The sequence below is a fragment of the Paracoccus sp. (in: a-proteobacteria) genome, assembly GCF_047605025.1.
GTDB lineage: Bacteria > Pseudomonadota > Alphaproteobacteria > Rhodobacterales > Rhodobacteraceae > Paracoccus.
Genome location: NZ_JASGGO010000022.1, coordinates 41,373 through 54,246, shown reverse-complemented (window position 1 = coordinate 54,246; position 12,874 = coordinate 41,373). Strand labels below are relative to the sequence as shown.

General features: G+C 67.4%; 14 protein-coding genes, 1 tRNA gene and 1 pseudogene. 8 read left to right on the top strand and 8 right to left on the bottom strand.

Annotated elements, in window-relative coordinates:
- Positions 1 to 73 precede the first annotated feature (73 nt).
- The 3 genes from QM682_RS13165 to QM682_RS13155 are packed head-to-tail and all read left to right on the top strand — an operon-like array spanning position 74 to position 2,286.
- Positions 74 to 1,060 carry an LLM class flavin-dependent oxidoreductase gene (locus QM682_RS13165; RefSeq protein ID WP_415130463.1) on the top strand — a complete coding sequence of 329 codons (987 nt, stop codon included), beginning with the start codon at positions 74 to 76 and terminating at the stop codon, positions 1,058 to 1,060.
- A complete protein-coding gene (locus tag QM682_RS13160; protein ID WP_415130461.1) occupies positions 1,057 to 1,914 on the top strand; it encodes an SDR family oxidoreductase in 858 nt (285 codons plus the stop codon). The genes QM682_RS13165 and QM682_RS13160 overlap by 4 nt, the downstream gene beginning before the upstream one ends.
- 33 nt (positions 1,915 to 1,947) lie before the next feature.
- Positions 1,948 to 2,286, top strand: coding sequence for a CoA transferase (locus QM682_RS13155; RefSeq protein ID WP_415130459.1), 339 nt, complete (start codon positions 1,948 to 1,950; stop codon positions 2,284 to 2,286).
- A gap of 10 nt (positions 2,287 to 2,296) precedes the next feature.
- Here QM682_RS13155 and QM682_RS13150 read toward each other — a convergent pair whose 3' ends face one another.
- The 7 genes from QM682_RS13150 to QM682_RS13120 form a co-directional block, all read right to left on the bottom strand.
- On the bottom strand, positions 2,297 to 2,755 hold the full coding sequence (locus QM682_RS13150; RefSeq protein ID WP_415130457.1) for a helix-turn-helix domain-containing protein: 459 nt from the start codon (positions 2,753 to 2,755) through the stop codon (positions 2,297 to 2,299).
- 114 nt (positions 2,756 to 2,869) lie between these two features.
- The gene (locus tag QM682_RS13145) at positions 2,870 to 3,910 is read right to left on the bottom strand and encodes a 3-hydroxyacyl-CoA dehydrogenase family protein (RefSeq protein WP_415130455.1); all 1,041 of its coding nucleotides are present in this window, start codon (positions 3,908 to 3,910) and stop codon (positions 2,870 to 2,872) included.
- The gene (gene bktB, locus QM682_RS13140; protein WP_415130453.1) at positions 3,907 to 5,094 is read right to left on the bottom strand and encodes a beta-ketothiolase BktB; all 1,188 of its coding nucleotides are present in this window, start codon (positions 5,092 to 5,094) and stop codon (positions 3,907 to 3,909) included. The genes QM682_RS13145 and bktB overlap by 4 nt, the downstream gene beginning before the upstream one ends.
- Positions 5,095 to 5,204: 110 nt before the next feature.
- Complete coding sequence (locus tag QM682_RS13135) at positions 5,205 to 5,975, bottom strand: FadR/GntR family transcriptional regulator (protein ID WP_415130451.1); 771 nt, start codon at positions 5,973 to 5,975, stop codon at positions 5,205 to 5,207.
- Between the two features lie 39 nt (positions 5,976 to 6,014).
- The gene (locus QM682_RS13130) at positions 6,015 to 7,019 is read right to left on the bottom strand and encodes a phosphotransferase family protein (RefSeq protein ID WP_415130449.1); all 1,005 of its coding nucleotides are present in this window, start codon (positions 7,017 to 7,019) and stop codon (positions 6,015 to 6,017) included.
- The gene (locus QM682_RS13125) at positions 7,012 to 8,229 is read right to left on the bottom strand and encodes an acyl-CoA dehydrogenase family protein (RefSeq protein WP_415130447.1); all 1,218 of its coding nucleotides are present in this window, start codon (positions 8,227 to 8,229) and stop codon (positions 7,012 to 7,014) included. Before QM682_RS13125 ends, QM682_RS13130 begins: the two co-directional genes overlap by 8 nt.
- 10 nt (positions 8,230 to 8,239) lie before the next feature.
- Positions 8,240 to 8,977, bottom strand: a complete 738-nt coding sequence (locus QM682_RS13120; RefSeq protein ID WP_415130445.1) for an SDR family NAD(P)-dependent oxidoreductase — start codon at positions 8,975 to 8,977, stop codon at positions 8,240 to 8,242.
- Between the two features lie 180 nt (positions 8,978 to 9,157).
- On the opposite strand from QM682_RS13120, the gene QM682_RS13115 reads away from it, so the two are divergent.
- From QM682_RS13115 to QM682_RS13095, 5 genes and pseudogenes are all read left to right on the top strand, one after another.
- A complete protein-coding gene (locus QM682_RS13115; RefSeq protein ID WP_415130443.1) occupies positions 9,158 to 9,358 on the top strand; it encodes a hypothetical protein in 201 nt (66 codons plus the stop codon).
- Positions 9,359 to 9,372: 14 nt separating this feature from the next.
- A complete protein-coding gene (locus QM682_RS13110) occupies positions 9,373 to 10,002 on the top strand; it encodes a CoA transferase subunit B (RefSeq protein ID WP_415130441.1) in 630 nt (209 codons plus the stop codon).
- Between the two features lie 57 nt (positions 10,003 to 10,059).
- Positions 10,060 to 11,259 (top strand): ABC transporter substrate-binding protein, encoded by a 1,200-nt coding sequence (locus QM682_RS13105; RefSeq protein WP_415130440.1) that lies wholly within the window; start codon positions 10,060 to 10,062, stop codon positions 11,257 to 11,259.
- A gap of 14 nt (positions 11,260 to 11,273) precedes the next feature.
- Positions 11,274 to 11,639: pseudogene (locus QM682_RS13100) on the top strand (ATP-binding cassette domain-containing protein); the annotation flags it as partial.
- A gap of 235 nt (positions 11,640 to 11,874) precedes the next feature.
- Positions 11,875 to 12,411 (top strand): hypothetical protein, encoded by a 537-nt coding sequence (locus QM682_RS13095; RefSeq protein WP_415130439.1) that lies wholly within the window; start codon positions 11,875 to 11,877, stop codon positions 12,409 to 12,411.
- A gap of 384 nt (positions 12,412 to 12,795) precedes the next feature.
- Here QM682_RS13095 and QM682_RS13090 read toward each other — a convergent pair.
- A tRNA-Lys gene (locus QM682_RS13090) sits at positions 12,796 to 12,871 on the bottom strand.
- Positions 12,872 to 12,874: the final 3 nt, after the last annotated feature.

Below are 12,874 nucleotides of genomic sequence, written 5' to 3'. Positions count from 1 at the left end.
AGAGTGCCAGCCCATCCCCGGACTGGCAAGCCGCCTGCCGCGCGCCTATCTGACAAGCAAAGGAGTCCGCAGCATGCAATTTTCCATTCTAGATCTGGCGGTGGTGGCCGAGGGGTCCGATGCCCGCCAGGCCATCGCCAACTCGGTCTCTCTGGCCCGCGCCGCCGAGGATTGGGGCTATCACCGCTTCTGGCTGGCCGAGCACCACAACATGGCCGGAATCGCCAGCGCCGCGACCTCGGTGCTGATCGGCCATGTCGCCGCGCAGACCCGCCGCATCCGCGTCGGCGCGGGCGGGATCATGCTGCCGAACCATGCGCCCCTGGCGATCGCCGAGCAATTCGGCACGCTGGCCACGATCCACGGCGACCGCATCGACCTGGGCCTGGGACGCGCGCCGGGGGGCGACGGCGCCGTCATGCACGCCCTGCGGCGCGGCCATTCCCGGAACGAGGATTTCCCGAACGATGTGGTCGAGCTGCTGCGCTATCTGGGTCCGCCCCAGCCCGGCGCGCCGGTCGCGGCCCATCCGGGCCAGGGGACGAACGTGCCGGTCTGGATCCTCGGCTCATCGCTTTATGGCGCAAGCCTGGCGGCGGCGCTTGGCCTGCCCTATGCCTTCGCCAGCCATTTCGCACCCACGGATCTGGACCAGGCCGTTCAGCTTTACCGCGACCGCTTCCAGCCCACCGAATTCGGCGAGCGTCCGCGCTTCATGCTGGCCGTGAACGCCATCGCCGCCCGGACCGACGCCGAAGCGCAGCGCCTGCGCACCAGCCAGATGATCAGCTTTGCCCGGCTGCGGCTGGGGCGGCCGGGGCTGTTGCCGCCGCCGGTCGATGATGTGCTGGACGCGGTGCCGGCGCATATCCTGCCCACGGTGCAGGGCGCGCTTTCGATCAGCGCCGTCGGATCGCCGGATACGGTGGCGCGGTCCCTGGACACGCTCATCGACCGCTATCGCCCGGATGAACTGATCCTGGTCGGCAATATCTACGACCAGGAGGCGCGGCACCGCTCGTTCCAGATCGCGGCGGATATCCTGGCGGCCAAGGCATGAGGGCGCTGGTCCTGGGCCATGGCTACAGCGCGGGCTTCCTGACGCCGCTTCTGCTGGCGCAAGGCTGGCGGGTCGCCGGCACCACCCGAAGCGCGCCCCAGCGGGTCGCCGCCGCTGGCGCCCTGCCCCTGCTCTGGCCCGGCGACGAGGCCGCGATTCGCGAATGGATCCAAGAGGCCGATGCCATCCTGGTCTCGGCCGGTCCCGACCAGGGCCGCGATCCGTCGCTGGCCGCGTTCGGCGAGGCGCTGGCGCTGGCCCGGCCCCGCTGGCTGGGCTATCTTTCGACAACGGGGGTCTACGGCGATCATGGCGGCGGCTGGGTCGACGAAGAGACACCTCTGACCCCCTCGACCCGGCGGGGCCATGAGCGGGTGGCGGCTGAGCGCGCCTGGCAGGATCTGGCCCGGCGCCACGACCTGCCCTTGCATATCTTCCGCCTCGCCGGGATCTATGGCCCTGGGCGCGGGCCTTTCGCCAAGGTCCGCGCGGGCACGGCGCGGCGCATCGTCAAGCCCGGCCAGGTCTTTTCCCGGATCCATGTCAGGGACATCGCCCAGGTGCTTCTGGCCTCGATCCAGGTTCCCGCGCCCGGCGCGGTCTATAACGTCTGCGACGACGACCCCGCCCCCCCCGAGGAGGTCATCGCCCATGCCGCCCACCTTCTATCCCTGCCCCCGCCCCCGCCCGAGGATTACGCCCAGGCTCCCATGACCCCGATGGCGCGCAGCTTCTATGCCGAAAGCAAGCGGGTGCGAAACGACCGCATCAAGAAGGATCTGGGCGTCAGGCTGCTTTATCCCGACTATCGCGCCGGCTTGCGGGCGCTGCTGGCGGAAAACTCCATGGAATGACGGCAGGTGTCAGACTGAGCTGGTGCAGCAGGCTTGGGCCGGCTCAGGCCGGGCCAGGTTGTCGATACCGCGATGTGGGCCGGGGCAAGCTCGCTGCTCGCGGCCTTCTGCGGCATGCGGGCGGCGGGAACGTGGAGCGATTCCCGCGCGGCCAATCCGCTGGATGGCGGCATGGCCTGTCATGGGGTCTATGAATGTGCCGATGGCGGCCATATCGCCCTTGGCGCGACAGAACCGCAATTCTGGCGCCGCTTCTGCAAACTGGCCGGAATCGACCGCGACGCCCCCGGCGCCAGCGCGGCGATCCGGGCGGAACTGGAACGCACCTTCCGCCGCGATACCAGGTCTGGGCCCAGTTCAGGGCTCCGATAAGCTGAAGCCGCTAGAGATTGCGGTCAGGATCGTCCGGCAGGTTCAACTGCGCGATCACATCGGCAAGAATCTTTTCATACCCGTTGCGCTGACCGGCAGGTCCGGTCTGCATATCGCCCATCCCGACAGGAAACCGCCGAAAGACCATGATCATGAACCCCGCATTCTCCAGAAGGGCGCGGCGGCGGCGGCGGCGCATGCCGGCCCTGTGGACATCGACGAAGATTTCTTCCCTGAAGTTGAAATAATAACAGAGGGAACCCGAAAGGATGCCTGCCGCCGTCCCGATGTCGCGGGTCGATGTGCGGTCGAAGCCGTGTTCGGTGAACTGCGCGGCTGCGGCGTTGATGATCGCCTCGCGCCGGTCGATGCCGGCTTCCTGCTCAACCGCCGCCCGCTCGACCGCGCGCCGGCTTGGCCGCCCGATCCTGCGAGGTATCGGCTTCATGAGAGTGCCGCTGGTGCTCATGGCCTCGATCCATCACGCTGTTCGGAACGAACGCCGCCAGCATATGTCCTTTCCGCAAGGCCGGCGGCAGCCGCGTCAGGGTCGCGGGGGGGCTGCTGCCCCGCCCCGCATCCTTCACGACGGTTCCGGCAGGGCCTGCAACTCCCGCCTCTCATCGGGGGAAAGCCCTTCGAGCAGACTGACCGGCGTGCGCCCGAAACGCAGCGCCTCGCGCGCGCCACGGTCCAGATCGCCCGCCGCGACCACGCCCTCGGCCAGAACCTCGGCCGCCGGCCGGCACAGCGCCATGGTCAGGCGGCGGGCGACCAGTTGCCGCGCCGCGTCGGGCAAAGGCGGCGGATCGTCGTCGATCAGCCAGTCCGCGCCCTCGCCCCCGGTCCGCAACAGCCCATGCGCCGGGCGATAGGATGCGCCCAGACGCTCCAGCCCCTGCATCGCCCGCAGCATGATGACGGGCTTGGTCAGGTTCATCACCCGGAACGGCCCCGCCGAGACTTCGAAGCTGTCGCAGGCCACCCGGTCGATCTGGCCCGGCGTGGCGATGCCTTCGTCCAGCAGCCGCACTGCCTCGTTGCAATAGGGGCAGAAGAAACGGTTCAGCGCAAAGCCGGGGCTGTCCTTGCAGGGCAAGGGCGATTTTCCGGTCCGGGCCAGGAAATCCAGCGCGCGCTGCCGCACCCCGGCCCGGGTTTCCGGGGTCGAGACCAGCTCGACCGTGGGGCAGACCTCGGCCGGGCTGAAGTAATGCAGGCCCAGCAGCCGCCCCGGATCGTCCAGCGCCCCGGCGATCTCGCCGACCAGCAGGCAGGATGTGTTCGTCGCGATCACCGCATCCGTTCCCAGCACCTTCTGCACCCGCGCCAGAAGGTCATGCTTGACGGCCAGATCCTCGAACACCGCCTCGATGAGAAGGTCGCTGTCCGCGACGGCGCCTATATCGGTCGAAACCGCCAGGCAGGCGCGCGCCGCCTCGGCCCGCTCGGCGCCCATGCGGCCCTTTTCGACCTCGCGCATCAGATGCCGGTCTATGCGCTGCCGCAGCCGGTCCAGCGCGGCGTCGGTGGTATCGACCACCACGGTCGGGATGCCGGCCTTGAGGCTGGTGATGGCGATGCCGCCGCCCATGGTGCCGGCGCCGATGATGGAAAGCCTCATGCCGCGTGCCCCAGGGCTTCGATGATCACCGCGATGCCCTGGCCGCCGCCGATGCACATGGTCGCAAGGCCGTAGCGGCCGCCGGTGCGGTTCAGCTCATGGATCAGCTTGGTCAGGATGATCGCGCCAGAGGCGCCGATGGGATGGCCAAGCGCCACCGCGCCGCCATTGGGATTGACCCGCGCCGGGTCAAAGCCCAGCTCGGCGCTGACTGCGCAGGCCTGCGCGGCGAAGGCCTCGTTGCTTTCGATCACGTCGAGATCCTGCACACCCAGCCCGGCGCGTTCCAGCGCCTGGCGCGAGGCCGGGATCGGCCCCAACCCCATGACATCGGGCGCGACCCCGCCCAGCCCATAGGCGACGATCCGCGCCAGCGGCCGCACCCCGGCGGCGCCGGCCGCCGTCTGGTCCATCAGCACCAGCGCCGCCGCGCCGTCGTTGAGGCCGCTGGCATTGCCCGCGGTCACGCTGCCCTCCTTGCTGAAGGCGGGGCGCAGTTTGGCAAGGTCGTCCAGAGTCAGGGCGGGGCGGACATGCTCATCGCGGTCGAACAGGATTTCCTTGCGTCCCTGCCGGACCGTGACGGGCAGGATCTGGTCGCGGAAATGCCCGGCCTCGATGGCGGCGGCGGCCCGGCGATGCGATTCCAGCGCGAAGGCATCCTGCGCGGCACGGTCGATGCCATGGCGCGCCGCCACGTTTTCGGCGGTGATCCCCATGTGGATCCGGCCGAAAGGGTCGGTCAGCGCGCCGGTCATCATATCCACGGCGCGCACGTCACCCATCTTCTGGCCGACGCGCGCCGACAGCAGATGACCGGCGCGGCTCATGCTTTCGGCGCCGCCGGCCAGGGCGATGGCGGCATTGCCCAGCATGATCTGCTCGGCCGCCGTCACCACCGCTTGCAGGCCCGAGCCGCAGAGCCGGTTCAGCGTCAGGGCCGGCGCCGTTTCCGGCACCCCCGCGCGCATGGCGGCGACGCGGCTGATATACATGTCCTCGGGCGCGGTATGGATCACATTGCCGAAGACGGTCTGCTGGACGGCATCCGCCGCGATGCCCGCGCGGGCTATCGCCTCGGCCGCGACAAGCGCGCCCAGGTCGCAGGGCGGGATCGACGCAAGCGCGCCCTGAAAATCACCTATGGCCGTGCGCACGGCACTGGCGATCACAACATTGGTCATGGTTCATCCTTTCCAGACATGGCCGGTCCTGCCACAGGCGGGCATGATACGGCGAATGGCTTCGCCGCCCGCGCGGCGAAGAGTTCAGCTTGGATCGGGGCGCACGGCGTTCAGCCGAAGCGTTCCTGTGTGCGCTGGTCGATCGGGATCGGCGCGCGCAGGTCAAAACCGGCGACCTCATATCCGCGCCGGAAATCCTCGATATGGCGGGCCATCCAGCGCCGGGCGGCGGTGCTGTCGCCCTTTTCGATCTCGGCCAGGATGGCGCGATGCGCCGCCAGCAGGCGGTGGCGCGCCTGCGGCACGGTCTCGTAAAGATCGACCGTGGCCGAGAAAAGCAGCACCCGGATCGGCTCGCCGACCAGCGACAGCGCGGCATTGCCGGCAGCCTGGCCGACGAGCCGGTGAAACTCAATATCGTTTTCGATCACCCTCTCGTCGTCGTCCAGATGTCCCTCCAGCCGGGCGACATTCTCGCGCAGCGCCTGCACCAGGTCCGGCGTGATCCGCTCGGCCGCGACCGAGGCCGCGAAGGGCTCGACCTGCAACTGCAACTCCCACAGGTCGAGAAAGCTGACATGCATCAACCCCAATGCGCGGCTGTTGACCCAGGCGATCTTGCTGGCCTGCGGCACCCGCACCACCAGACGCTTGCCGCCCCCGCGCTTGATCAGGTCGGCATTCTCCAGCGCCCGGATCCCCTCGCGCACCGTGGAGCGGTTGACGCCCAGTTGCGCGGCCAGTGCGGTCTCGGTCGGCAGCGTGTCGCCGGTCTTCAGGCGGCCCGACATGATCGCCTCTTCGATGGCCTTGGCGACGCGCTTGTAGGTCGGATCGGTATCGACCTGGATCAGCGCGGCATTCGAGAGTGAACGGGCCATCTGCGGCTACTCCGTATCATGCATGCGGTTTCGGCCGTCTTAACACGGCTTTCCCAGCACCTGCCATGCGCGCAGCGCAAAACGGTGCGCCAGCGGCCCGTAACGCGCCGCATCGGGATCGGCGGCCGTGCCCGCCGCCGCCCGGTCGGCGATGCCCACGAAGATCACCGCGAAGCGGAACAGCGCGAAAGCCAGGTGGAACGGAGTCGGCTCGGGCACCACCGGCAGGTGCGAGCGGTAATGCGCCACGAACTCGGCCTCGGCCGGGACGCCCTCGGCCTCGGCGCCCAGGATGCCGCCATATTCCTGCGGATCGGTATGCCAGGGCATGCAGCAAAAGCCCAGATCGGCCAGCGGATGGCCCAGCGTCGAAAGCTCCCAGTCGAGCACGGCGACGACGCGCGGCTCGGTCGGGTGAAACAGCATGTTGCCCAGCCGGAAATCCCCATGCGCCAGCGAGACCAGCCCGTCATCGGGCGGGATCATCCGTTCCAGCTCCTCGGCCAGGGACAGAAGCGTCTGGTCCTTGTTGGGTGAATCGCGCAACTGCCCGCCCCAGCGTTTCATCTGCCGGGAGAAGTAATTGCCGGGGCGGCCGTAATCGCCCAACCCCACGGCCTCAGGCCGCACGGCATGCATCCGCGCCAGCGTCTCGGCCATCGACAGATAGATCGCCCGGCGCTCATCGGGGCTGCTGTCCGGCAGGGTGCAATCGGTGAACACCCGCCCCTCGACGAATTCCATCAGATAGAAGGGCGTGCCCAGCACGAACGGATCGGCATGGAACAGCACCACCGGCGGGACGGGCACATCGGTCTGCCCCAGTGCGGCCATGACGCGATATTCGCGGTCGATGGCATGGGCGCCGCGCAGGATCTCGCCATTCGGCTGCTTGCGCAGCACCATCCTGCGGCCGCCCCATTCGATCACATAGGTCGGGTTGGACTGCCCGCCCGAGATGCGGGACAGGCCCAGTCGGCCGGCGCCGAAGCTGTCGGCCAGAAAGCCCTCCAGCCGGGCGATGTCGAAATCCGCCTCAGCCATGGGAGGCCCCCGCCACGTTCCAGCGCCAGAAATCGCGGCCCTCGCCGGCCAGAGAGCGGCTCAGGATCATCCGGTGCACCTCGTCGGCGCCATCGACCAGACGCGCCTGCCGGGCATAACGATAGATCCATTCGGCCACCGTATCCCTGGAATAGCCGCGCGCGCCGTTGATCTGGATCGCCGTATCGGCCGCACGGTGCAGCAGGTTCGCCACATGCACCTTGGCCATGGAAACCTCTTTCTGCGCGAAGCCGCCCCGGTCCAGTTCCCAGGCCGCCTTCATGACCAGAAGCCGCCCGACCTCGATATCAGCGCAAAGCGTGCCCAGCATGATCTGCACACTCTCGCGGTCGGCCAGGCGGATGCCGAAGCCCGCGCGCCGGTCGGCATATTCGGTCGCGATCTCGATGCAGCGTTTCGCCAGCCCCAGCCAGCGCATGCAATGCGTCAGCCGCGCGACGCCCAGCCGGGTCTGCACGACCTTCAGGCCGCGCCCCTCGTCCAGCACGACATTGCGCGACGGGATGCGCAGCCCGTCGAAGACCAGCTCGCAATGGCCGCCATGCTCCTCGGGGCCCATGATCGGGATGCGGCGGGTGATCCGCCAGCCGGGATCGTCGCGGTGAAACAGAAAGCAGGTATGGCCGCGCCGGGCGTCGTCCGAGGTGCGGGCCAGCAGCATGAAATGCTCGGCCTCGCCCGCGCCGGTGATGAACCATTTATGGCCGTGGACGACGTAATCGTCGCCATCGCGCGTGGCGCGCGTCTGCATCATGCCCGGGTCCGAACCGCCGCCCGGCGCCGGTTCCGTCATGGCGAAGGCCGAGCGCACCCTGCCCTCGACCAGCGGGCGCAGCCACCAGTCCCGCTGTTCGGGCGTGCCAAGCGCGGCCATGACCATCATGTTGCCGTCATCGGGCGCGGCCGAGTTGAACACCACCGGCCCGAAGATCGAGCGGTTCATCTCTTCGTAGCAAACCGCCATGCCGACCCGGCCGATGCCCCGACCGCCAAGGCTTTCGGGCAGTTGCAGGCACCACAACCCCTTGTCGCGCGCCTTGGCCCGCAGGCGCTCAAGAAGGTCCGGGGCGATGTTCTCATGCGCATCGTAGCTGGCGGGATCGGCCTCCAGCGGCAGGATTTCATCCGCGACAAAAGCGGCGATGTCGCGGCGCAGGGCCTCGATTTCGGGGGAAATGGAAAAATCCATGCTCATCTCCTCAAAGGCTCGAAACCAGATGGCCGCCATCGACCGCCAGCACCGCGCCGGTCAGATAGGTCGCGCCGTCGGAGCACAACAGCCGCAGCGGCTCGTCCAGATCGGAAAGCTGGCCCAGCCGGCGCTGCGGGATGCGCCGGATCAACGCCTGGCCGGCATCGGTGGCGAAGAAGGCGCTGTTCAGCGGTGTCTCGATATAGCCGGGGCAAAGCGCGTTGACGCGGATGCCGTGACGCGCCCATTCCAGCGCCAGCGCGCGCGTCAGCTGCACCACCGCCGCCTTGGACGCCGCATAGGCCGCGACATTCCCCGCCACCCGCAGCCCCAGGATCGAGGCCACGTTGACGATGGCGCCGCCGCCCGTCCGCTGCATCCGCCGCGCCGCCGCCTGGGCCGACAGGAACACGCCCTTAAGGTTGGTGTCGATCACCCGGTCGAACCCTTCCGCCGTGGTGGTCAGCGCCGGTTCGTTGTTGCTGATGCCCGCGTTGTTCACCAGCACGTCGATGCGTCCCTCGATGCCGTCGAACCCCGACGCGACCGAGGCCGGATCGGTAACATCCACCACCGCATATTCGGCCGTGCCCCCCGCCGCGCGAATCTCTTGCGCGATCCGCTCAAGCCTGTCGCCGCTGCGCGCGGTCATCACCACGCGATGCCCCTCGGCAGCAAGCGTGCGGGCGAAATGCTCGCCCAGGCCGCTGGAGGCGCCCGTCACCACGAAACAGCGTTGCGTCATTCTTTCCCCCCGCTTTATCCGCCATAAAGCCCTTGACTGTTGTTTCGTTGTCCGACAATCTAATTGTCATCACCATAAGTCAAGCGGTTTGTTGAGGAGCGCCGCGGGCAAGGGGGAGGAGACATGGGAAAGGTTTTCGACAGGCCGGAACAGGCACTTGCCGGGATCTTGCGCGACAGGATGCCGATCACGGCCGGACGCTTGGATAACGCGATCTTTCGCAAGACCGCGCATGACTTCGACGTGCCGGCGGGGAAATGCGGGAGCATCGCCGAAATCCGGGAAATCGCGCCGACCGGCGGCCTGGAGCTCATGCCCGGCATCCATGTGCGCCGGCTGATCCAGGACATGCACGAAAAGCGCATGCCGCGCGCGGCATAAAGGGGGTGATGGGGATGGCTTGGGATCGCGATCAGATGGCGCGCCGCGCCGCCGCCGAACTGCAAGACGGCATGTATGTCAACCTTGGTATCGGCATTCCGACGCGGGTGTCGAATTTCATCCCCGAGGGGGTGACCATCACCTTTCATTCCGAAAACGGCATGCTGGGCGCCGGCCCCTATCCGACCGAGGACGAGGTGGACGCCGATCTGGTCAACGCCGGCAAGCAGACGGTCACCGCCCTGCCCCATGCCGCGTTCTTCGACAGCGCCGAAAGCTTCGCCATGATCCGGGGCGGCAAGATCGCCACCGCCATCCTGGGCGCGATGCAGGTCTCGGAGGGCGGCGACCTTGCGAACTGGATGGTGCCCGGCAAGCTGGTCAAGGGCATGGGCGGCGCAATGGATCTGGTCGCCGGCGTCGGGCGGGTGATCGTGGTCATGGAGCACACAAGCAAAGGCGGCGAAAGCAAGCTCTTGCGCGAATGCACCCTGCCGCTGACCGGCAAGGGCGTCGTGGACCGCATCATCACCGATCTGGGCGTTTTCGACGTGGTGCCGGGCGGGTTGCGCCTGATCGAACTGGCCGAGGGGGTGGCCATGGACCAGATCCGCGCCGCCACCGAAGCCACCATCGTCGACTGAGCATTTCGCGTCACGGCCTGGGGAGTTGGCCGGGAAGCGCAACAATGGGAGGAAGCAATGAAAAGATTTCTGACAATTCTGGCCGCCACGACCGCGCTTTCCACGCCGGCCCTGGCCGAGATTTCGGACGGCGTCGTCAAGATCGGCATCCTGAACGACCAATCCGGTGTCTATGCCGACACGACCGGCCGCACCTCGGTCGAGGCGGCGCGCGTCGCAGTCGAGGAATTCGGCGGCACTGTCCTGGGAAAACCCATCGAGGTGATCTTCGCCGACCACCAGAACAAGACCGACATCGCCTCGAATATCGCGCGGCAATGGTATGATACCGAGCAGGTCGACGTTATCATGGACCTGCCGAATTCCGCCGTGGCCCTCGCCGTGCAGGCGCTGTCCAAGGACATGAAGCGCATCACCTTCGTCGTCGGGGGCGGTGCCGCCGACCTGACCGGCAAGGCATGCACGCCCTATGGTTTCCATTGGGCTTACGACACCAACATGCTGTCCAATGTCGTGGGCGGCGCCCTGGTCGAGCAAGGCGGCGACAGTTGGTATTTCCTGACCAGCGACTATGCCTTCGGCCACAATCTGGAAGGCAGCACCTCGGCCGTCGTCAAAGCTGCGGGCGGCTCGGTGGCCGGGGCGATCCGGCATCCGCTCTCCACCTCGGATTTCTCGTCCTTCCTGTTGCAGGCGCAGGCATCGGGCGCGAAGGTGATCGGCCTGGCAAGCGCGGGGCTGGATACCCAGAACGCGATCAAGCAGGCGGCCGAATTCGGCATCACCCAGGGCGGGCAGAAGCTGGCCGCGCTGCTTTTCACGCTGGCCGAGGTGCGCGGCATCGGCCCGGAGGCCGCGCAGGGCCTGTATCTTGCCGAATCCTATTACTGGGACCGCGACGACACCTCGCGCGAACTGGGTGAAAGGATCAAGGCGAAGGCCGGCGTTTATCCCAACATGATCCATGCCGGAACCTATTCGGCGGTGACGCAATATCTGAAGGCGATCCAGGCGGCCGGCACCGACGACGCGGATGCGGTCGCGGCCAAGCTGCACGAGATGCCGGTCGAGGATGACTTTGCCCGCAGCGGCAAGGTCTGGCCGAACGGTCGCATGGTCTCGGATGTCTATCTGGTCGAGGTCAAGGCCCCGGCGGACATGAAGGGGGATTCGGATTTCTACAACGTGCTTGCCACCGTGCCCGGCGATCAAGCCTATCCCGATCCCAGCACCGTCGGCTGCCCGCTGGTTCAGTAACGGTTGCGCAGGCGTTGCGGCCCGAAGCTGGGTTGGCCCTTTCGGCTCGGGGTCTTGGGCGTGACTTCGCGGGTTTCACGGCGGTGGATGCCGTGGATCTGGACGTGCATCACGCCCGGATCCACGCGCTGATCGGACCGAACGGCGCTGGCAAGACCACCGTGTTCAACCTGCTGACCAAGTTCCTGCAACCCAGCCGCGGCCAGATCACGCTGCTGGGCCAGGACATCACCCGCACGCCGCCCGACAGGGTGGCGCGCATGGGGCTGGTGCGCAGCTTCCAGATCTCGGCCGTCTTCCCGCATCTGAGCGTGCGGGAAAACGTCAACGCCCCGCTGCAACGCCCCGCCGGCCTCGCCACCCAGTTCTGGTTGCCGCTCTTTGGCTGACACCCGGCACGCGGCACATCCGGGTTATCGGAAAGGCTGGAGCGCTTCTGCGTCTAACAGACCCAGGCATCACAGGGCTTCAAGGCGTTTCAGACACCCTGGCCCGCGTTGTCGCCGATCAGCTTGTCGCCGCCCCGGTGGGTAGCGAACCCGAAAACATTCATGTCGTCGAGCATGAAGGCAGGGCAGAGGCGGCGTATCCCAGAACAACGCATCCAGCAGCCGGGTGACATTGCCGTTCGACTGGCCGAAGGTGCTGTCGATGCTGGCACGGCGCCGGGTGCCATTGCCCGCCCCCGACGAGATCATCGCCGGCCTGCCCGGATTTGTCGGTGCCTCGGGCGCGCTGATGGCCATGACCGAGTTCCGCATCAAGCGCGGCGCCACCTTCCATGCCGAACTGCTGATGGACGATGCCGAGGAATGGGAGGCGTTCGCCCATGATCGGCTGCGCGCGGCGGTCAGGCAGGGCGCGCGGATCCACCCGGTCACGGTGGTGGCCGACGACGTGCTCCAGGCCGTGATCTTCACCGCCGCCACCGACAGCTGGCCCCCCCGGCCGGGCGGTGTTCGATGTCTGGCTCGACCTCGACGGCCGCCGCACCCCCTTGCCCTACGAGGCCAACATCCTGCTGTCCGTTTTCGAAGGAGTCGCCGCATGAGGCTGGTCGTCTATGGTCCCGGCAGGCTGCCGGTCATGGCGCTGCCCGTCACCCAAAGCCTGGCCCATGCCGGGACCGGCGCGCGCAAGGTGCTGGACTGATCATTTCCGAGGCTGAAGCCCTGGCCGCAGTCCCGTCGCCGCAACTGGCCCTGACTCGGATCCTGCAAGATGAATACAGCTTGCACAATGCGACCAATCTGCGGACCTGATCCGTGGCCGCGCTCGCTGGGCTGGACGGGACCGCCATCCGTGAGTGCTGGCATGCAGGACTGATCGTCCCGCCCGCGCCATCTACCGGCCCCCGTCGCCGGGTGCGCGAGGCCGCGTAGCCTGATCGGCAACAGGATCATGACGGCCACATCGAGGGCATGCCCTTAGCCAGCGAGCGACCTATCAGACCAACCTGTTACCCAGGCGTTACCCGCAAGGCATATGGGAACGAATAAGGGGTTAGCCGTTTCCAGCTAACCCCTTGAATCTTTTTGGTGAGCCCGACAGGATTCGAACCTGTGACCCACTGATTAAAAGTCAGTTGCTCTACCAACTGAGCTACGGGCCCACT